This window comes from Imperialibacter roseus (genome assembly GCF_032999765.1).
GTDB lineage: Bacteria > Bacteroidota > Bacteroidia > Cytophagales > Cyclobacteriaceae > Imperialibacter > Imperialibacter roseus.
Window position 1 is genome coordinate 5,137,514 of record NZ_CP136051.1, and the last position, 18,361, is coordinate 5,155,874.

Below are 18,361 nucleotides of genomic sequence, written 5' to 3' on the forward strand. Positions count from 1 at the left end.
CTTCGACAAGCTCAGACTGACATCCCTTCTTTAAAATTTCTTTTTTAAACTTATATATTTGGGCCGTTAACCCAATCATTTGTCCATGCCCTTCTCCTCCATTCAGGAAGTTTTCAACGCTTTTGAAAGCCTCAAAGTACTCGTCATCGGTGATGTGATGATCGACTCGTACATCTATGGCAACGCTGGCCGGATCTCTCCTGAGGCACCTGTGCCTGTTGTCAACGTCAATAAGAAAGAAAACCGACTCGGCGGTGCCGCCAATGTGGCGCTCAACATCCAGTCGCTGGGAGCCACCCCCATTCTTTGCAGTATCATTGGCGACGAGCTGGACGGCGAAACATTTTTTGAGCTGTTGAAAGCAAGAAACATTTCTTCCCAGGGCATCATCAAAAGCAGAGAGAGGATCACAACAGTTAAAACGAGAGTGCTGGCTGGCTCACAGCACATGCTCCGGGTCGACAGCGAAACCGACAAAGCCCTGACCGCTCTTGAGCAGCGTGCACTTATGGATCATATTCGTAATCTGGCAACAGGTTGCGACGTCATCATTTTTGAGGATTACGACAAAGGTGTACTTAACCCGGCCATCATTTCACAAACCATCAATCTGGCCAATGAGCTGGGCATCCCCACAGTAGTGGATCCAAAGAAAAGAAACTTTCTGGCCTACAGCGGTGCTTCGCTGTTCAAGCCCAACCTGCGAGAGCTGAAAGAAGGCCTGAAGCTGGAGTTCGATCACCACGACCTGGATCAGCTGTCGTCAGCAGTGAACCAGCTCAATGCTCATATGCCGGTTGAAAAAGCGCTCATCACGCTATCAGACAGAGGTGTTTACCTTACCGACCATGTGCAGTCCATCCACTACCCTGCCCATATCCGCCGCATTGCCGACGTATCGGGTGCTGGCGACACTGTGGTCAGTATTGCCGCACTTTGCGAGGCACTGCATTTGTCGCTGGAAGTGCAGGCAGAACTTAGCAACCTGGGCGGCGGCCTCGTGTGCCAGCACCTGGGTGTAATGCCCATCGAAAAGGAGAGCCTGCTTCAGGAAGCGCTGAAAAATGAAATGATTTTGAAACACCTAACGAATTGACAAAGAACCACTATCTATTTGGAGTGAAGAGCTTTAGTCCCTGGATAAAAACAAAGTCTTTTAAATTATAGGTAAATAGTTCCAAACCAGTAACAATGGCAGTCGCCGCAATCAGCGCATCAGGAAATGTAAGCCCGTGGCTCAGCCGATATTTGAGTAGCAATTCTACTGCCTTTATTGAGATGGCCTCGCTCAGAAGGGAAATATTGAATCGGGTTAATTTTTTATTCAGCCTGTTTAGATCACGTTTATTTAAAGCCCCCGACAACAACTCCATTTTTGTCACCACAGACAATAAAACATTGTCCAATCTTATTACGTTTTCTACAATTTCTCTGGTGGAGTCGTGGCGCTTTGCAGCTACATCCCAAAAGTCAATCATGACATCCGTGTCGCAAATTACGTTCTTTGCCATCCCTTAGCTCTCAAGTCCCTTGCACTGAGTTTTTTATTAGAAAAAATTTTCTCCAATCCAGTCAAGTCAATGGATTGATCACCCTTTAAAATGGTAACTCCATTTATTTTAAACGTCGGAGGCACAACTTCGTCGGGCGCAGAAACAACAAAGTCAAGGTGTTTTGACAGATCCTTCAGTGCCTCCAAAGTCTTCTTATTTTTATACTTAATGGTTACTTCCGCCATGAGCCTCTTTTTTCAAATTTAACAATCTGCAACCTAAATTCACTCATTCTCCGCTTTAAACTCTTCCAGCACCTCTTTCAATTGTCCCAAAGGTGCCTCAAAGTTCCTCTTGTTCTCCGCAAAAATAGCTACGCCGCAAGACACCAGGGTAATTGCAAGTGCGATGCCTACTCCCATCCAGTGCGCTTGCACGCCGCCAGGTACCCAAATCCTGAAGACAAGAAATACACCTATCGCTGAACTGACTGGAATAAGTATCCATTCGTACTGCCGTTTGAACTTATAGAACTGTTGCAGGTTGTCGTGTTGTAGTCGAATACTTTCCTGCAGACTGCCTCCTTCTGTTTTCGCCACATTAGTCCTGGCTATAGCCTTGAACCTGCGCATGAGCACCACAGTAAAAGGAATATACAGAGCTACTCCAACGAGTGCAGTTAGCACCGCCTGCGTGTCGGACCAGTACTTTGCTACCACATGCCCCAGCAGGGCATACACCAGTATCTGCAGCGCAAATGCTGCCCAGAAATACTGCACGGCTGTGTTGGTGTGCTTTTTCACCCTTGTCCTGACTATCTTTTCAAAAGACTCAGGCGCCATGCCCTCCGGAGCAGGAAGCGCTCCTCCGCTTTCTCCCCATTTCATTTTCAATTCGTCCAGTGTTGCCATCAGTTCATCATTTTTTTGAGTAGCACTTCTAATTCTTTTTTGATTCGGAACATTTTCACGCTCACATTCGACTTCGATAGACCGGTAATACCAGCAATTTCTTCATAGCTCAAGTCTTCCAGATATAGCAAAACCACTGCTTTGTTCACTGGTGACAGCGTGGCAATGGCTTTGAAAAGCAGACCTAGTTCCTCCTCGTTGTTTACAGATGGTGAGGCTGGCATCTGATCGTGCCTGTCTGAAAGTGCATCGAAGGTGTTTTTCCTGCTCTTTCGCTTGTATGTCATGGCTGTGTTCAGGCAAACCCGGTACATCCAGGTCGAAAATTTAGCATCGCCCTGAAAGCTTTCGTATGATCGCCAGAGTTGATACATCATTTCTTGAAATGCATCGGCTCTGTCCTCAGCATCCTGAAAGTAGCCCAGGCAGATCTTGTGAGCGATGCCCAGGTTTTGGTTGATCTGTTGCAGAAAAGTGCTGTCTACCGATTCGGACATTTTATTCTTCTTTTATTGCCTTCGATGAATAAGTAGCCGGAACTGAAGAATCACTACACTTTGCGGAGTTCTTTTTTTCAAAAAAAATGAAATAGCGACGTGGCAAGCTCAGCTTCAAAAGAAATCCTTCAATGCCGTAAACCCAATTACAGAAATAACGCACGAGAAGATGAACGCCAGCACCAGCCCGGTGTTTAGCAACCAGCCTGCCCGGTGCTCGCCCATTACCGCTTTCCGATTGACCATGTAGATGATTCCACCAATGACCAAAGGCAGCACAAACACATTGGCCACCTGAGTGGCTATCTGGGCTGCGATGGGGTTAGCCCCCAAAATAGGTACCGACAGCCCGACGACGCAAGCGACGGCTGTGAGCCGCTTGAAAAGCTTCGACTTTAAATCAAGTTCACCGTTTTTATAATCGGAAATCAATAGCGGTGCCACCATCAGGATAGGAAACACCGACGAAAGTCCTGCGCTGAGCGCTCCGGTCATAAACAGCGCCACAGCAAATTTTCCTGCCACAGGCTCCAGGGTGTACACCATATCAATCACCTTGTTGATCGTCAGCCCCTTGTAATACAGGGCACCCATGGCCGTAACCATGATGGAGGCGCTTATGACAAACATGAGCAACGCCGATGACAGGGCGTCTCTCGACTGCAGAGAGGTATGCTCCCTGGCCCAGCCTTTCCCTTGCATCAGCAGCGGCCTCACCACAAAGGTAGGCGCCGCCATGGTGGTGCCCACAAAGGCAGCCACAAGAAGACTTCCTCCCTCGCCTTCAGGAATGGAAGGGATAAAGCCCATCGCTATTTCGCCTGGGGGAGGCAGCACAATGAACATGGAAATGAGAAATGACACGCCCATGATGGTGACGAAAAGAATAAGGATCTTTTCAAAAAACGAATACTTACCCACTATCAGCAGAAAGTACAGGATGGCAAGAATGACCACGGCGATAGACAAAACGGCCCAGTAGCTTTCCGCTGGCAGGCCGGGCAGAAACAAACGAGCGATCTCATAAAGTGCGTTGGCTGAAAGCCCCACGATGCCCGACAGCGAATTCCACTGGCCGATAACGATGCCAACGATAAGTACTACCGCCAGCACTTTGCCAAACTTCAGCTCCGTCTTGAAGCTGTTGACAGCCGTTCGGCCAGTCACCACTGCATACCTGCCATACGCCTCCATGAGTGCCCATGAAAAAATGCAGCTCAGGGCCAGCACCCACAGCAGCTGCGAACCATACTGGCTGCCGGCTTTAGCCATGGAGGTAACACTGCCTGTGCCTACCGTGTACCCAATGCAAAAGAGCCCTGGCCCTATCGACAATAAAAAAGCGGCGATCTTCTTCATACGTTTCTCTTACCAGTTGGTAAATGATCCGTCAGCTCTCCTGAAGCCGGGGTGGTTGTATTCGCTTCCTTTGGTAATCTCGTTGATCAGCTCAACATTGGCAGGATTGAACTCCACACCAAGCCCAGGCCTCTCAGTTGGGTAGAGCTTCCCATTTTTGAAGTTCAGATAGTCGTCGTTGAGGTAGTCAGTCTTCGTTGCGGCATTACCCAGTATCTCAGTGAGCACAAAGCCCGACGAGGCACCCAGCGCATGCACAAGGGCTGCCGTTGAAATCGGGCCGGTAAAGTGAGGAATGAGACCAACATAGTGTGTTTCACAGATGGCAGCGATCTTCATGAATTCGGTAATGCCCCCGGTATTTGGCAATGTTACCCTCGAAAAATCAATCAAGTGGTCTTCCACCAGCTCGTTGATATCCCACCGGTCGCCAAACTGCTCGCCTACGGCGATAGGCACATTCACTTTGGCCCGCAGCGTCTCGTAGATGCCTGGGTTTTCTGACCGCACCAGGTCCTCTACAAAAAGTGGCCGAAGCGGCTCAATCATGTTGCACACCGTCACGGCTTCGGCTGTGTCGAACCGGGTATGCAGGTCGATGCACCATTGCCCGTCTTCCCCTACACCCTCCCGAATTTGCTCACAATGCCTGCGGTAGTTGTTCAGCCACTTGTGTACATCAAAAACGTCTCTCGATCCCACGCCACCATCCGTGCGGAAGGCATAAAATCCGGCTTCCATGCAGGCCTTTGCGGTTTCCTTCACTGTGCCCTGGCCGGGGAAGCCGGTGGAATAGCAAGGAATATAGTCACGGGTAAGGCCGCCAAGCAATTCATACACCGGCACATTCAGCGCTTTACCTTTGATGTCCCACAGAGCCATGTCGAGCGCACCCATGGCGTGGAGCCGCTCACGACCCGAGGGGTAGAAATAGCCCCTGTTCACTTTCTGCCACAGGTGCTCTATGCGAAACGGATCCTCCCCAATCAGCATTTCGGCCACGTTCTGGATCATCTCTTTGGAGCCGCCCTCCCCGATGCCTGTAATGCCACCATTGGTTTCCACCACCACAATGTCCCGCATCTGAGCAAAGGCCGGCTTGGTATAATCGGGATCCCGGTAGTGCCGGATTTTTGTGATTTTGAGGTCGGACTGGGTATGGGCATTCAAAAATGGGAGCCCCATGGCAAGGCCGCTGGCCGTCAAAAGGCTTTTTCTGACAAAGTCTCTTCGGGTGGTCATGAGCAGGTAGTTTTAAGTGGTAGCTATAATGGTCAACCGACAGCAGAAGGTCTGATGTCAGGTAAGGGAAATTAGTATAAAATGAGGAGAAAACGTGAGGGGTGTATTTTTCTGTGACGAGTGGAGAGCTCAGTTGAAGGAAATCCTTTTGTAAAATGCAACGGCACCCAAAAAGGTCCTATTTTTCATAACTCCCTCTTTATCAACCTCCTGCACTACTGCGGCCAGCTTTATCAAGCTGGGCAAACGTGCTGCAAAGCTACAGGAGCCTTGCCCAACTTGGGCAACCTTGCTGCAGTACTGCGGCAGCTTTGCTCAAGCCGAGCGAACGTGATGCAAGCTTGCGGCGGCCTTGCCCAGGTTGAGCAAAGGGTTTTCAGTTTCGACTTGCAAAAAGGCTCGCCATGCCCTGCGACAGACGTGAGTATTTGCGTTATTTAGGATACAACGACTTTGAAATAACCCACAGACAAAATGTAAAAAAAGAGTTTGCAAAAGTTAGACCACTGATAGCACGTTACAATTTCTGTTACAAAAAGTATGATATTAACATCGAACCATTTTGAAGGATTGAACCAATCCTTAGTTTTAGAGTAACATCGATTGAATCTTCGACCACATGCACCTACTTTTCCTTCTTGGCTTCTTGTCTCTACAAAACCGCATCGATGAGCCGCCGATAAAATTTGTCATCGAGTCCAATAAAACTACAGTCATTGAGGGCGAATGCTTTATCTTGACTGCCTACCTTATTTTCCCATCAGATAGCATAGGGTTTAGCCTCCCACCCAATTTCTCGCAGCAGGTTTCAGAATTGCGGAGTAAAATGAAACAAGAGAACTACTTCTACCATGAAAATCTCAAGCCTGAACCTTTCTTTGAAGACCTGCTAATTAATGGGAAAAAATATCGAAGGTTTGAGCTAACAGAGATAGCTGCATGCCCATGTACCGATGACGACATCACGATTCGCTCGCACAAGCTTACCCTACTAAAAGATAAAACATTTGAAACAGAGTTGGAAAGTCAGCCACTCAATATTCGGGTAAACGCAATTGACCAAAACCTACAGGACTCCTTGTATATCAATTATTTCTACAAAATGGTTGGGGTATTTGACCTTTATGAAAAAATAGAAAATGAAAAGAAAAGCTATACAGTAGGAGATACCATTGATTTCACTCTCAGGGTTTATGGAGAAGGGATTTCCTTTCCCGTTGATTTGAATATAAAGAATAGTGATGACTGGATTGTGGAAACCAGAGGAATAACACAAAAAGACACGGTTAGAAGCGGTAAAATGCGAATGTTTAAGACTTTTAACCTGAAACTCATCCCCCTAAAGCCATCGGCCGGTTTTGCTTTTTCAGACCTTTTCTCGTGGACCTATTTTTCATTAGCCGAGAACAAATTAGTTGTACTTGCACCAAAAACAGTTGTAGAGATAGATAACAACATCTCGTACGACCCGCCTGAGCCAAAAAAACGAAAACCAATCTCTACTGCGATCGCAATGGACATTTCGGAGTCGATGCAAATTATCGACTATTACCCCAACCGACGGTACAAAGCATTTGAAGTAACCAACATTTTGCGAAATAAGAACTGCGCTATTCCTGTTCTTTATTTTTCGGGGGAAGTATTCAATGTCGATCGATGTAATTTACTGGACGTGAAAATTCCCGACAAAATGAGAAAGGGTACAGCCCTGGGAGACGCCGTTTGGCAAGCATTGAAGCTTTTGGAAGGCGGACAGGGGGAGAGAAATATCATTTTAATTGGTGATGGCGACGAGACTGCCGGAACTGTTCCGGCAATGAAGATTGCAAAGCTAGCAAATGAAATGGGTGTCAAAATACACACAGTTGGTATTGGCTATAGTGATAGTGTTCCCATCCCAGTTACCTTAAACCAAAAAGTCGACACTGTCTATTTGGATAACACGTTTCGGGACGATCTCTTCAAGGCTGTCAGTAGGGCTTCTGGGGGAGCATACTATTGGATTGATAAATATGTTGATCCGAGATTAACACTTCAGGATTTGGTGCAAACTATCAAATAGAGCTACTGGTAAATCTACCCATTCATCTTTTTAGTGCTACTTGAGCGTTGATCAGCGTTGAGTGGGAATAGTCCACATCAAAAAGTCTGCACTGAGTAAAAAAGACAGTGCAGACTTTCTGATTTAAAGCCTTGTGAAGCTGTGATGTTTACACAGCACCTGGCAACATCACTCTGTTGCGATTGAATCTCGGGTGTTTTTTTGTACCGCAATCACCCCAAAAAGTGAAAGGATAAAAGAGAACGCATAAAAACCTTTTTCGCTGGGAAGCAAATCAGCATTCCACAAGCCGATGGTAAGAAGTACTAGGCACAAAACTGTGCAGAACCAGCAAATGGAATAATACAAATCAGTTACCGGAATGTTTTCCAGCTTGTCACGCACGGCCTTCTGCAGAGAAATCACGGCAAACAAGCCAAACATCAAAACAGTAAAATAATAACCCTTCTCGTTAAGCATCATCTCTGCTCTGAAGAGACCTACGAGGTACCCAATCATACCTGTCAACAGCGCAATCCATGACGCAGCGACAAATGCATTTGATGGTTTTTGATTCATGGTTTTGTGGTTTTTGCTTTGAATAAAAATTAACCTGATGCTTTCAACGAGGTAATTTGACTACTTTGTTTGTACAATAGTGTACAGAGAATTTTTTGCCCTGGCTTCCTGAAATGAAGAAAACAAGTGAAAACAAACTGAAATGGATAGAATGCGGGTATTCGCTATTTGCCTCTATAGGCCCGGAAGCACTTAACATAGAGCGGCTGTCCGGCCTGGTTTCGCTGAGCCGGTCGAGTTTCTATTACTACTTCGGTGATCTTGTCAATTTTGAGCATGAGCTGCTGAAAACCCACATCATGCACTATAAAAAGTTTGGGCAATTGATGCGTGACTATGTTCATTTCGAACAGCTGTTTTCGGACGAAATCATGGAAAACAAAATCGCACTTGCGTTTCACGTCAGTTGCTCATTAACAAGTCAGTAAAACGGTACCAGGAGTGCTCGGACAAGGCACGAGAGTTTACTGAAAAAAAGACCTACGAACTTTGGGCAAAGGCCAAAAACGTGGATAGCAACTCCGAAGCGGAATGGATGCTGTTCAGGGCCATCAGAGACTTCTATTTTGTTCAGTTTGGGCAGGCAGGCCAGGATCCGCAGGATGTGCTGGTGTTACTTTATTCTTATTTGGGGAAGTTGAAGGAGTAGAGGACGTTGCTTTGAGCAAGCCGGAAGCTTGAATAGAAATATCCACATACGCTAAGGCTAAACTTGCCGGAGTGAAGGGAATCTACTTAATGCCAATAACCTTATTGATCTCCCCAAGGTACTGCTCACCTCTAAGTCTAAGTTCATCCATACTTACATTATTAGACGCTCTACTTACAAATTCTTCCAGCCGTTCATATGCCTCTAAAGGCCTATCGAGTTTTTTATACATTATACAGCCTATTATAAAGAAAGACTGAATATGGTTCTCATCTTCCTGGTAGCACACTTCATTATATTTAATTACCTGGTATATGGAATCAATCTCATTAGGGTATCTTTCTTGACTTATCTCATCAAAAACGATAAGAGCTTCCTTCATTCTTCCAAGTTTAATGAGCAAGTACAGTTTACTGTACCTCCAAGTCCCATCTGCTCCGGCCATTCCTGCTGCTTTCTCAACATATTCTAGTGCGAGCTTTGCATCGCCTCTCAGCTTTACCTGTCTTATCGCCTCACTTAGATGTCTATCGTACTCATTCGGTGTAATTTCCAAGTACATTTCCTGATATTCAAGGGACAACTCAATGTCTCCACGGAAGTAGGATAGCCTCGATAGAAGAAAACAGCAAACCCATTTTTGTTGTAAAACCTTAAGTCTGTATTCAGCCAATTCCGGCTTCTGTTCAATGTACTTTATTAATGTATTCCATATTGATATTCCTTGCTCAAATTTATTATCTACCAGTGTCGCAAGACCCATCATATACGTAGCAGTGAAGAAAATTTGTTCTGCGTTGCTTCTAAAGCCGTTCAACTCATCCTCCTCTAAAAAGGTGATCTCCCTTTTCCATAACTCAGCGAATTCTCTCTGAAGGCTTTTGCTGTTAGTCACATTGGTCTGTGCGTGCATAATCAACGCATCTATGCTTAGACAATAGGTGCTTTTGGATGAGTTACGAATAATCAAATCCCCATAAACAAAGAATTTTGCATTTAGCCTTTTTGCCATCTTCAGAAAGGACTTAGATTCGTTTGAATCCATCAAATTTGCTTTTCGAGCCTCAATCCACATCTCAATCTTGTGCCTTGCTGTTTCGGAAAGATGATTATGTAGTACAACTACCTCATAAGTATTATTTAGACCATGGTTTTTTAATTGTCTCTTAAGTTCTTTTGCAAAGTCATTCGCAATCCTGACCTTTTGTTTAACATCTTCAGTGGTAATAGCAATTACGAGGTTCTGCCTTTTTCTATTCCCTAAAGGGAACACCGATCTTTTGTAGTACCAAAATGACACTATTACAAGTTCAACAATGACAAAAGTCAAAATGTGAACTATGGAATTCTCAAAATATGGTTTCAAAAATGGGATCACAATCTCCATCAAAGCCAAAGAAGAGGTTACTATTATGACAATTAGGCTTGATATCCTATTAAAGGAGAAATCCTTATCTAACAGCAACTCTTTCAAATCCATACTTTTGAACACTTCGTAAAAATCTTTCAAATATGTTATAAGTTATCGGAATTATATTTAATGTCAATTTCTATTCGTAAGGATCACTAAAGAAGAAATGAAAAACTAGCCAAAAAAAGAAAGAACGATCAAATGCCTTCCATCCACCCGCAAATTGTCTAGCTGTTATGCCATGAGCTGCATTTATCGTAAGTTCAACCCATTAAACATGCCTAATGCCTACTATGCACAAACTTTCCGCTTCTCTGCTATCAGCAGCCCTATTTTTAGCGCTGCTTACCAATTGCACTCAAAAAGAACCCCTTCAGGCCACTAAATGGGACAAACTTACCCTCAGTTTCGCTGGCCCGGAAACTGCTGAAGACGCTGCTGACAATCCCTTCACCGACTACCGGCTGAACGTGGTCTTCTCCAAAGGGCTGAAGAAAATGCTGGTACCGGGCTACTATGCCGCCGATGGCAACGCCGGGGAAAGCAGTGCCGCCGCTGGCAATGTGTGGAAGGTGCATTTCCGCCCCGATGAAGAAGGCGAATGGATCTACCAGGTTTCGTTTCGCAAGGGTGCCAATATAGCCGTAGATGATGATCCTCAGGCAGGAGAACCCGTCGCCTTTGATGGTGAGGAAGGCAAACTAATAGTGGCAGCTGGCAACTACCAGCTGCCCGACCTTCGGGCGAAAGGTCGCCTAACCTATGTGCGGGAGCGCTACCTGCAGTTTCAGGAAACAGGAGAGTACTTTCTGAAAGGCGGGGCCGATAGCCCGGAAGATTTGCTTGGCTACGCCGACTTCGACGGCACCTACAAAGGCACGGCCGGAGAAAACAGATCGGGCGAAGCAGAGAACAAAGCCACTTTGCACAATTACGCTCCCCATGCTGCCGACTGGAAAGCGGGCGACCCGATCTGGCAGGGCGGCAAAGGCAAAAACCTGATTGGGGCCATCAACTACCTGGCCAGCAAAGGCATGAATTCCATCTACTTCCTCACCATGAACATTGGCGGCGATGGCAAAGATGTGTGGCCTTACACCGGCTACGACGAGCGCAGCCGGTTCGACTGCAGCAAGCTCGACCAGTGGGAGGTGGTGTTCGATCACATGGAGCGCAAGGGCATCATGCTCCACATAGTGACACAGGAAACCGAAAACGAAAAACTGCTCGACGATGGCGACACCGGCCCGCAGCGGAAACTTTACTACCGGGAACTGATCGCCCGCTTTGGACACCACCTGGCCGTGACCTGGAACATGGGCGAGGAAAACGGCCCAGCCAGCTTCAGCCCCAACGGGCAAACCACTGAGCAGCAGAAGGCCATGACCGACTACTTTAAAACCCACGACCCCTACCAAAACTACGTGGTCATTCACACCCACTCCCACAAGGAGCTGCGCCACGAAATGTTCGACAGGCTGCTGGGTCACCCAAGCCTTGACGGGCCATCGATCCAGATCGGGTACATTGGCGACGCCCACGACGACACCAAAAGATGGGTAAAAAACTCAGCTGAGGCTGATCACCCATGGATAGTGAATATCGACGAAATAGGCCCCGCCAACCGTGGGCTGGATCCCGACGACCGAACCGACAACAACCAGGATACCGTGCGGGTGGCGGTGCTGTGGGGCAACCTGATGGCTGGCGGCGGCGGAGTGGAGTGGTACTTCGGCTATCTCAACCACAACAACGACCTGGGCTGCGAAGACTGGCGCTCAAGAGACCGCATGTGGAACTATACCAAAGTCGGCCTCGACTTTTTCCAACGTTACCTGCCTTTTGCAGAAATGGAAAGCCACGATGAACTATCGGGAGAGAACACGTACTGTCTGGCCAAGCCGGGAGAAGTATATGCGGTGTTTTTGCCGCTGGGAGGAGAAGCCTCTATCGACCTGGCCGGCGCTGAAGGAAGCTATTCCGTGAGCTGGTACAACCCCAGAACAGGGGGTGAGCTACAGCAAACCGATATCAAGACGGTGGAAGGCGGCGAGGTGCGTTCGCTTGGGAACCCGCCTTCAGAGCCAGAAAAGGATTGGGCGGTGTTGGTAAAAGCTGGCGGGTGAGGATACCCTCCCGGAACGGTTCGGGCTGGCGTGTGAGACACACGCCAGAACGGTAGCGGGTGAGGACACCCCGCTAAACGGGCTGGCAGGTGAAGACACCTGCCAGAACAGCGATCCCGCTAACCCCGCTCTATCGGAAAAGTGAGGCAATGCGGGCCCCCGCTGCCACGACTAAGCTCACCCGCTGGAATGGTGATGATGGTGTTTTGAATCTTCTCTTTTTCAATTTTGCCTTCGGCGGCCTGCTGAAGAAATTGCTCAGCAGGGATAACAGTATATCCAAGCTGCTGAAAGCCTTCGATGGTTTTGGTATTCCGGCGGTAAGTAACTGCCACACCAGGCCTTACAGCCACAAAATTGCAGGCGCTGCTCCATTGCTCCCGCTGGTCGAACGGATGCTCCCCATTGCCACACGACACAAATCTTGCGTCGGCGTCTTCGGCCAGTATCAAATCCTTGATGGTATCAAATCTCTGCGAAGTGTTCCCCTGCAAATCGAAGCTTTCTATGCTGATCTGGGTGGGATCCTGCAGCACATGCTCATATAACACATAGTCATGAGTATTCACCTTGGAGAAAATAGTATCGATGTGCATGCAATATTCTTCCTTGGGAATATCTACAATGGTGAACTTCTCCACCACCTTGTGCTCACGCAGCTGCTCTCTGATTCTCCAAAGTGCCACCATATTAGTTCTTTCGCTGCAGCCAATAAGCAAGTGTGATGGGCTCAAATGAATAATATCACCTCCTTCAATCGTCTCCGCCCTGTTAGAAAGTGTAGTAGCCAGATGATCCGACGAAATGCACAAGTCAAGATATTTGTAACCCACTTTTACAAACACCGGGTGGTAATGTGTGATAAACCAGGTAAGTATATTTTCTCTTTTGCGAGGCATTTTTTCAGCCTGACAAGTGATCACATAATTGTTCACTACCGCCCCTATGTCCCTGGTGAAAATGAGGTTAGGCACGGGGTTGAGCAGAACACTTCCGCCTGCCTTATAGCCGCTAATCAGGGCCTTGGCGAGGTTCTTAGGTAAGAGCTGCTGCAACGTCAGCTGTGTATCGGGCGGCAAGCTCTCCAGCTTAAATACTTCATCGAGCAACTGCGACCTTAGCTTTGCATTGGTCAAAATATCTGTCAGAAGATCGGTAAACTCCAGCACATTTTCCTCCCCGGCAAAAAAAGAAAGCACGCCTGTCAACAAGCTATGCTCCTCCTGCATTTTGGGTAAAAAAACAATGTCATCGTACAAGAGCTCGGCCTTGTTGAAGGGAGTTACCCATTCTATTCCCTGATCAGGGCGATGAACTATTACCTTTCTTAGTATGTCGATATCTGAAGTAACCATGGGTTAGTCTGCCGTTAAGTATTCGTCGAAAACAATTATATTCGAAACTTATTCAACCAGCTCGCACGGCCATTTGTTGAACTATTAAGCCTATATTGAATCCCTTTAAGGGGCTAAGATGTCGAGATTTTTATTTTTTGTTGGAGTCCTCACCACTTTTATTTCATTTTCCCTGCACGCAGATGCTGAAAAACCAACAGCAACGAAGGGGACATTGGACTTGAGGGGCTGGGATTTTTTGCGGGATGGCCCAATAAAGCTGGATGGAGAATGGGGCTTTTACTGGGAAGAATTGCTTGTACCAGAAGGTGCTGAATTAGCCAAAAAACCTCCTCACTACTTTCAGTTTCCCAGGATTTGGAACAATGCGGAGGTAGACGGTATCGAACTAAGCAGAGCAGGTTACGCCACCTACTCTCTTACTGTTCTTTTGCCCAAAGACCATCCACCCTTGCTCATGTGGGTAGAAGACTTTTTCACCAGCTACCAGCTATTCATCAACGGCGAGGTGTTTTCAAAAAACGGCATTGTTGGAAAAACCAAAGAAGAATCGCAACCTCAGGCTTATCCAAAAACAAAGCCGCTGAGAGAAAAGGCAGATACACTTCACCTGGTGCTTCAAGTCTCCAATTTTGTTCATCGAAAAGGCGGAAGCTCTCAAAGCATTACCCTTGGGGAGGAAATGCAATTGGCCCGAGCCAAAGAAGTCGAGCTGGCTTACGACTGGATTCTGGCAGGTGCCATGTTTATGGGGGGCTTTTTCTTCTTTGGTCTATACCTGTTTGGGCGGCACGACAAGCCCATGCTTTACTTTGCCCTGTTTTGCCTGGTATACGCCTACAGAAATATCGGCTCGGATATCTATGCTATCAACTCAGTATGGGAGATGCCGTTTTCGCTATTGCTAAGGCTCGAACACCTCAGTGTATTTATGGGTCTTTATTTCTTTACCCGTTACATCGTCAGCCTGTATCCCGAAGAAATATACAAGCCCATTTTTTCAGTCTTTTTTTGGGTCACTTTGGGGATCAGCTTCCTGACTGCCGTGGGGCCGATATTACTGTTTACTTCTATCCTTCCCTACTATCTCTATGTTCTTCTGCTGGCTATTTGCTACGGGATATACATAGTGGTGATGGCTGTCATTCACAAAAGGCCGGCAGCTGTGTATGCACTTGTGGCAAAACTGATCGTTTTTGCAATTGTGGGCTATAATGTACTGGTGTATTTTGACCTGACACCAAGAATTGTCCTGTTTAATTTCATTGCCCACATCCTCTTCTTCTTTTGTCAGGGCCTTATCCTGTCATTTCGGTTTGCGCAAAACCTTAAGGAAGCCAAAGAGCAAGCGGAAAAGGCCTCCAGAGCCCGTACTGAGTTCCTTTCGACCATGTCTCACGAAATGAGAACCCCATTGAATGCTGTGTTGGGCATGACCAACTTTTTGATCGGGGACAAGCCGAAGCAGACACAAAAGGAAAGCCTGAATACACTTAAGTTTTCAGCGGAGCGACTCATGAACCTGATCACCGAGTTGCTTGATTTTAGCAAAATAGATTCTGGCCAAATCGACTTTTCTACGGAAAAAATATCTCTTAAAGAATTCCTTCAATCGGTTTACACCTCCTTTGAAAAAACTGCTAAACAGAAGCGGCTGGACTTTCAACTTCAAATAGGCGAGGATATCCCCGACCACATTCTATGCGACAAAGCCCGGCTGTCGCAGGTGTTGGTCAACCTTTTAGACAATGCGTTTAAGTTTACCCCGTCGGGCTTTGTCCATCTTAAGGTTTCGCTGGAGGAAAAAGAAAGCGACAGCGTCAAGTTGCTATTTGAGATGATTGATAGTGGCATTGGCATAAAAGAGAGTCAGAGTGAAATGATTTTTGAAAGCTTTTCGCAGGGCAACGCTTCCACCACCCGGGAGTACGGAGGAACAGGGCTTGGCCTCAGCATCATCAGGCGGCTGCTGAGGCTCCAAGGCTCCGATATTCAGTTTGTTAGCACACCTGGCGAAGGTTCCCGCTTCTACTTCAGCCAATGGTTTGGCCTGGTGAAAACGGCAGAAAAATCCCCCGCCCCCGTGGCTCCAAAGGTGATCGACAGAAACATTGTGGAGCGCAAAAAAATATTAGTGGTGGAAGACAACAAGGTGAATGTGCTGGTCATCAAAAAATTTCTGCAAAAGTGGGGAGCCAACATAGAAATTGCTGGCAATGGCCAGATAGCCGTTGAAAAACACGCAGCCACGCCTTTTGATATTATCCTGATGGATCTTCAGATGCCAGTTATGGATGGTTACAAGGCCACCGAAAAAATCAGGGAAACAGATGCGAAAACGCCCATTATCGCCATTACCGCCGCCATCCCCTCAGACATCCGGGATCAGATTTTTACTGTTGGCATGAACGACATTGTCACCAAGCCATTTGTGCCTGAGGACCTCCATGAGAAGCTCATCAAGTACTTATCGCTGGCGAGTTAAATATCATTAAGTTAAGAGGTTCGCTCTCCCAATTCTATTTTTACCCCTGACCCTAAAGGGCGACGAACGATCATTAGTATGCCCTTTAGGGGTGCCCGGCTTAGGGAACAAAAGGGTAAAATACTCTTAACTTAACGACACAGCTGGCAAGCTAGCCGTGCCTGTACTCCTTCACTGTTTCAATAAAACACTTCACCTTCTCAGGGTCGGTATCGGGATAAACGCCGTGACCCAGGTTGGCGATATGACGCTGAGGCCCAAAGGCCTTTAACATGCCTTTTGTAGCCTTCTCTATCTCTGCAAAGCTCCCGTAGAGGGCACAGGGGTCGAGGTTGCCTTGCAGTGTTTTGCTGGCTCCCACTTTTGCCCTCGACTCGGCCACGTCCATGTTCCAGTCGAGGCCGACGGTAGCGCAAGGCAGTTGACCAGTCTCTTCAAGCGCAAAAAAGGCTCCCTTGGCAAAAACTGTGACCGGCACCTCCGGAATAGCCTCGCATATTTTCCTGATATAGGCGAGGGAGAATTCTCTGTAATGCTGAGGCGGCAATACGCCTGCCCATGAGTCGAAAATCTGCAACATGTGGGCACCAGCTTTTACCTGCGCCTTCATGTAGCTGATGGTGCTTTGTGTGATTTTTTCCAACGCCTTGTGCGCCAGGGCCGGTTCGGTGTACAAAAAGCCCCTGGCTTTTGAGAACGTTTTGCTGCCAGACCCTTCCACCATATAAGAAAAAAGTGTCCATGGGGCTCCGGCGAACCCTATCAGGGGTACTCTGCCTGCCAGCTCTTTATTGGTAAGCTTGATGGCCTCTATCACATAGCCCAAATCGGTTTCTCCGTCGGCGATGCGCAATTCGTCTATATCTTTCTCAGTCTTTATTGTTTTGGGAAATGTTGGCCCTCTCTTCTCCACCATTTCGTAAGGGCAGCCCATGGCCTCGGGTATCACCAAAATGTCGGAAAAGATAATGGCAGCGTCTACTCCCAGAATGTCTACCGGTTGCACTGTCACTTCTGCAGCAAACTGCGGTGTTTTTACCAATTCAATGAATCCGTTCAGGCTGTTTCGCACGGCACGGTATTCAGGCAAAATTCTTCCTGCCTGTCGCATCATCCATACCGGGGTTCTCTCCGTTTTCTCTCCTCTGGCAGCCCGGAGGATCAGGTCGTTCTTCAATTGCATGCGGCAAAGTTAGTCAGGCTTTGCATATTTCCATTCAGATTTTATCAAGACAAATAGACACCTGGGGGCAAAACGTTTCCGGGTTCCTTTTTCGTTATCTTTGTTGAACAACAAATGACCCATTATGAGTATCTTATTTGAAAGCTTCGTCAGCTGGAAGCAGGATTGCCAGGACAGAAGCATAAAGCTCTATGAGCCTGTCATCGAATACGAAATCCAGCAAAAGAATAAAACGGAAGAGGAAATATGGGATGGCCTGCAAAAAGCCTATGAGGTAATGAAGGAGGCCGTTCAAACCGGGCTCACTGAGAATATGACCTCCCGCTCAGGGATGATCAACAACGGAGCAAAAAAAGTATACAATAACCCCATCACTGTCCTGTCGAAGGAATTTCAAGTGCTGATTTCACGGGCCCTGGCCGCCAAAGAGGTCAATTCTTGTATGGGCCGGGTAGTAGCAGCACCTACCGCCGGGGCTTCTGGCATCCTGCCCGGAACGCTTGTCACTCTACAGGAGCTTCACCAGCTCGATGATCGGAAAATTTTAGAAGGCCTGTTAGTCGGGGCAGGCATTGCCTTGATCATGGAGCAGAAGGCCTCCATTTCCGGCGCAGTAGGTGGGTGCCAGGCGGAGACAGGCAGTGCCGGGGCCATGGCCGCCGGGGCGATCGTTTATTGCCTTGGAGGCAGCATTGACCAGGTTTTCAACGCTGTGGCCATCACTGTTCAGTGCATGCTCGGCCTTGTGTGCGACCCCGTGGCCGGGCTGGTAGAAGTGCCCTGCGTAGTGCGCAATGCCAGCGCAGCTGCTATTGCCAACTCCTCGGCCCAAATCGCTATTTCCGACGTAAGCAGCGTTATTCCTGTGGACGAGTGTGTAGAGGCCATGGGTGAAATAGGCCAGGCGATGGAAAGCCGTTATAAGGAAACAGCTGAAGGTGGGCTTGCTACCACACCTACCGGACGATCAATAGCCAAAAAGGTTCTCATCCATGATATTGAAATCCTGGATGATGATACTGACAATTGA

General features: G+C 47.5%; 17 protein-coding genes. 7 read left to right on the plus strand and 10 right to left on the minus strand.

Going from position 1 to position 18,361, the window contains the following annotated elements:
• Positions 1–85: 85 nt before the first annotated feature.
• Entirely contained in the window at positions 86–1,096 is a 1,011-nt protein-coding gene (locus RT717_RS21705; RefSeq protein ID WP_317488453.1) for a bifunctional heptose 7-phosphate kinase/heptose 1-phosphate adenyltransferase, read from the plus strand.
• 10 nt (positions 1,097–1,106) lie between these two features.
• Here RT717_RS21705 and RT717_RS21710 read toward each other — a convergent pair whose 3' ends face one another.
• From RT717_RS21710 to RT717_RS21735, 6 genes are all read right to left on the minus strand, one after another.
• Complete coding sequence (locus RT717_RS21710) at positions 1,107–1,511, minus strand: type II toxin-antitoxin system VapC family toxin (protein ID WP_317488454.1); 405 nt, start codon at positions 1,509–1,511, stop codon at positions 1,107–1,109.
• A complete protein-coding gene (locus RT717_RS21715) occupies positions 1,496–1,738 on the minus strand; it encodes a hypothetical protein (protein WP_317488455.1) in 243 nt (80 codons plus the stop codon). Before RT717_RS21715 ends, RT717_RS21710 begins: the two co-directional genes overlap by 16 nt.
• A 39-nt stretch (positions 1,739–1,777) precedes the next feature.
• Positions 1,778–2,404, minus strand: a complete 627-nt coding sequence (locus RT717_RS21720; RefSeq protein ID WP_317488456.1) for a hypothetical protein — start codon at positions 2,402–2,404, stop codon at positions 1,778–1,780.
• A complete protein-coding gene (locus tag RT717_RS21725; RefSeq protein WP_317488457.1) occupies positions 2,404–2,901 on the minus strand; it encodes an RNA polymerase sigma factor in 498 nt (165 codons plus the stop codon). The genes RT717_RS21720 and RT717_RS21725 overlap by 1 nt, the downstream gene beginning before the upstream one ends.
• 114 nt (positions 2,902–3,015) lie before the next feature.
• Complete coding sequence (locus RT717_RS21730; RefSeq protein WP_317488458.1) at positions 3,016–4,260, minus strand: Nramp family divalent metal transporter; 1,245 nt, start codon at positions 4,258–4,260, stop codon at positions 3,016–3,018.
• Positions 4,261–4,269: 9 nt separating this feature from the next.
• Positions 4,270–5,502, minus strand: a complete 1,233-nt coding sequence (locus RT717_RS21735; protein WP_317488459.1) for a mandelate racemase/muconate lactonizing enzyme family protein — start codon at positions 5,500–5,502, stop codon at positions 4,270–4,272.
• A 619-nt stretch (positions 5,503–6,121) separates the two neighbouring features.
• Between RT717_RS21735 and RT717_RS21740 the strand changes: the two genes are divergently transcribed.
• Complete coding sequence (locus RT717_RS21740; protein ID WP_317488460.1) at positions 6,122–7,564, plus strand: vWA domain-containing protein; 1,443 nt, start codon at positions 6,122–6,124, stop codon at positions 7,562–7,564.
• A 168-nt stretch (positions 7,565–7,732) separates the two neighbouring features.
• Here the strand turns inward: RT717_RS21740 and yiaA are convergent, their stop codons facing one another.
• On the minus strand, positions 7,733–8,122 hold the full coding sequence (gene yiaA / locus RT717_RS21745) for an inner membrane protein YiaA (RefSeq protein WP_151998170.1): 390 nt from the start codon (positions 8,120–8,122) through the stop codon (positions 7,733–7,735).
• A gap of 113 nt (positions 8,123–8,235) precedes the next feature.
• Between yiaA and RT717_RS21750 the strand changes: the two genes are divergently transcribed.
• Both RT717_RS21750 and RT717_RS21755 read left to right on the plus strand, forming a co-directional pair.
• Positions 8,236–8,550: a TetR/AcrR family transcriptional regulator gene (locus RT717_RS21750; RefSeq protein ID WP_317488461.1), complete on the plus strand. Its 315-nt coding sequence runs from the start codon at positions 8,236–8,238 to the stop codon at positions 8,548–8,550.
• Between the two features lie 80 nt (positions 8,551–8,630).
• Positions 8,631–8,771 (plus strand): hypothetical protein, encoded by a 141-nt coding sequence (locus tag RT717_RS21755; protein WP_317488462.1) that lies wholly within the window; start codon positions 8,631–8,633, stop codon positions 8,769–8,771.
• Between the two features lie 82 nt (positions 8,772–8,853).
• Here the strand turns inward: RT717_RS21755 and RT717_RS21760 are convergent, their stop codons facing one another.
• Positions 8,854–10,251 carry a tetratricopeptide repeat protein gene (locus RT717_RS21760; protein WP_317488463.1) on the minus strand — a complete coding sequence of 466 codons (1,398 nt, stop codon included), beginning with the start codon at positions 10,249–10,251 and terminating at the stop codon, positions 8,854–8,856.
• Positions 10,252–10,475: 224 nt separating this feature from the next.
• Between RT717_RS21760 and RT717_RS21765 the strand changes: the two genes are divergently transcribed.
• Positions 10,476–12,308, plus strand: a complete 1,833-nt coding sequence (locus RT717_RS21765; RefSeq protein ID WP_317488464.1) for a DUF5060 domain-containing protein — start codon at positions 10,476–10,478, stop codon at positions 12,306–12,308.
• Positions 12,309–12,427: 119 nt separating this feature from the next.
• On the opposite strand, the gene RT717_RS21770 is transcribed toward RT717_RS21765, so the two are convergent.
• Complete coding sequence (locus RT717_RS21770; protein ID WP_317488465.1) at positions 12,428–13,663, minus strand: arginine deiminase family protein; 1,236 nt, start codon at positions 13,661–13,663, stop codon at positions 12,428–12,430.
• Between the two features lie 118 nt (positions 13,664–13,781).
• Here RT717_RS21770 and RT717_RS21775 point away from each other — a divergent pair, with 118 nt between their 5' ends.
• Entirely contained in the window at positions 13,782–16,148 is a 2,367-nt protein-coding gene (locus RT717_RS21775; protein ID WP_317488466.1) for a response regulator, read from the plus strand.
• 151 nt (positions 16,149–16,299) lie between these two features.
• Here the strand turns inward: RT717_RS21775 and hemE are convergent, their stop codons facing one another.
• A complete protein-coding gene (hemE, locus tag RT717_RS21780; protein WP_317488467.1) occupies positions 16,300–17,331 on the minus strand; it encodes a uroporphyrinogen decarboxylase in 1,032 nt (343 codons plus the stop codon).
• Between the two features lie 124 nt (positions 17,332–17,455).
• On the opposite strand from hemE, the gene sdaAA reads away from it, so the two are divergent.
• Positions 17,456–18,361 (plus strand): L-serine ammonia-lyase, iron-sulfur-dependent, subunit alpha, encoded by a 906-nt coding sequence (gene sdaAA / locus RT717_RS21785; protein ID WP_317488468.1) that lies wholly within the window; start codon positions 17,456–17,458, stop codon positions 18,359–18,361.

Bases quoted from the DNA above. Each gene is read 5' to 3' on its own strand.
- RT717_RS21705 (WP_317488453.1), top strand. From the start codon at position 86: ATGCCCTTCTCCTCCATTCAGGAAGTTTTCAACGCTTTTGAAAGCCTC.
- RT717_RS21710 (WP_317488454.1), bottom strand. From the start codon at position 1,511: ATGGCAAAGAACGTAATTTGCGACACGGATGTCATGATTGACTTTTGG.
- RT717_RS21715 (WP_317488455.1), bottom strand. From the start codon at position 1,738: ATGGCGGAAGTAACCATTAAGTATAAAAATAAGAAGACTTTGGAGGCA.
- RT717_RS21720 (WP_317488456.1), bottom strand. From the start codon at position 2,404: ATGGCAACACTGGACGAATTGAAAATGAAATGGGGAGAAAGCGGAGGA.
- RT717_RS21725 (WP_317488457.1), bottom strand. From the start codon at position 2,901: ATGTCCGAATCGGTAGACAGCACTTTTCTGCAACAGATCAACCAAAAC.
- RT717_RS21730 (WP_317488458.1), bottom strand. From the start codon at position 4,260: ATGAAGAAGATCGCCGCTTTTTTATTGTCGATAGGGCCAGGGCTCTTT.
- RT717_RS21735 (WP_317488459.1), bottom strand. From the start codon at position 5,502: ATGACCACCCGAAGAGACTTTGTCAGAAAAAGCCTTTTGACGGCCAGC.
- RT717_RS21740 (WP_317488460.1), top strand. From the start codon at position 6,122: ATGCACCTACTTTTCCTTCTTGGCTTCTTGTCTCTACAAAACCGCATC.
- yiaA (WP_151998170.1), bottom strand. From the start codon at position 8,122: ATGAATCAAAAACCATCAAATGCATTTGTCGCTGCGTCATGGATTGCG.
- RT717_RS21750 (WP_317488461.1), top strand. From the start codon at position 8,236: ATGAAGAAAACAAGTGAAAACAAACTGAAATGGATAGAATGCGGGTAT.
- RT717_RS21760 (WP_317488463.1), bottom strand. From the start codon at position 10,251: ATGGATTTGAAAGAGTTGCTGTTAGATAAGGATTTCTCCTTTAATAGG.
- RT717_RS21765 (WP_317488464.1), top strand. From the start codon at position 10,476: ATGCACAAACTTTCCGCTTCTCTGCTATCAGCAGCCCTATTTTTAGCG.
- RT717_RS21770 (WP_317488465.1), bottom strand. From the start codon at position 13,663: ATGGTTACTTCAGATATCGACATACTAAGAAAGGTAATAGTTCATCGC.
- RT717_RS21775 (WP_317488466.1), top strand. From the start codon at position 13,782: ATGTCGAGATTTTTATTTTTTGTTGGAGTCCTCACCACTTTTATTTCA.
- hemE (WP_317488467.1), bottom strand. From the start codon at position 17,331: ATGCAATTGAAGAACGACCTGATCCTCCGGGCTGCCAGAGGAGAGAAA.
- sdaAA (WP_317488468.1), top strand. From the start codon at position 17,456: ATGAGTATCTTATTTGAAAGCTTCGTCAGCTGGAAGCAGGATTGCCAG.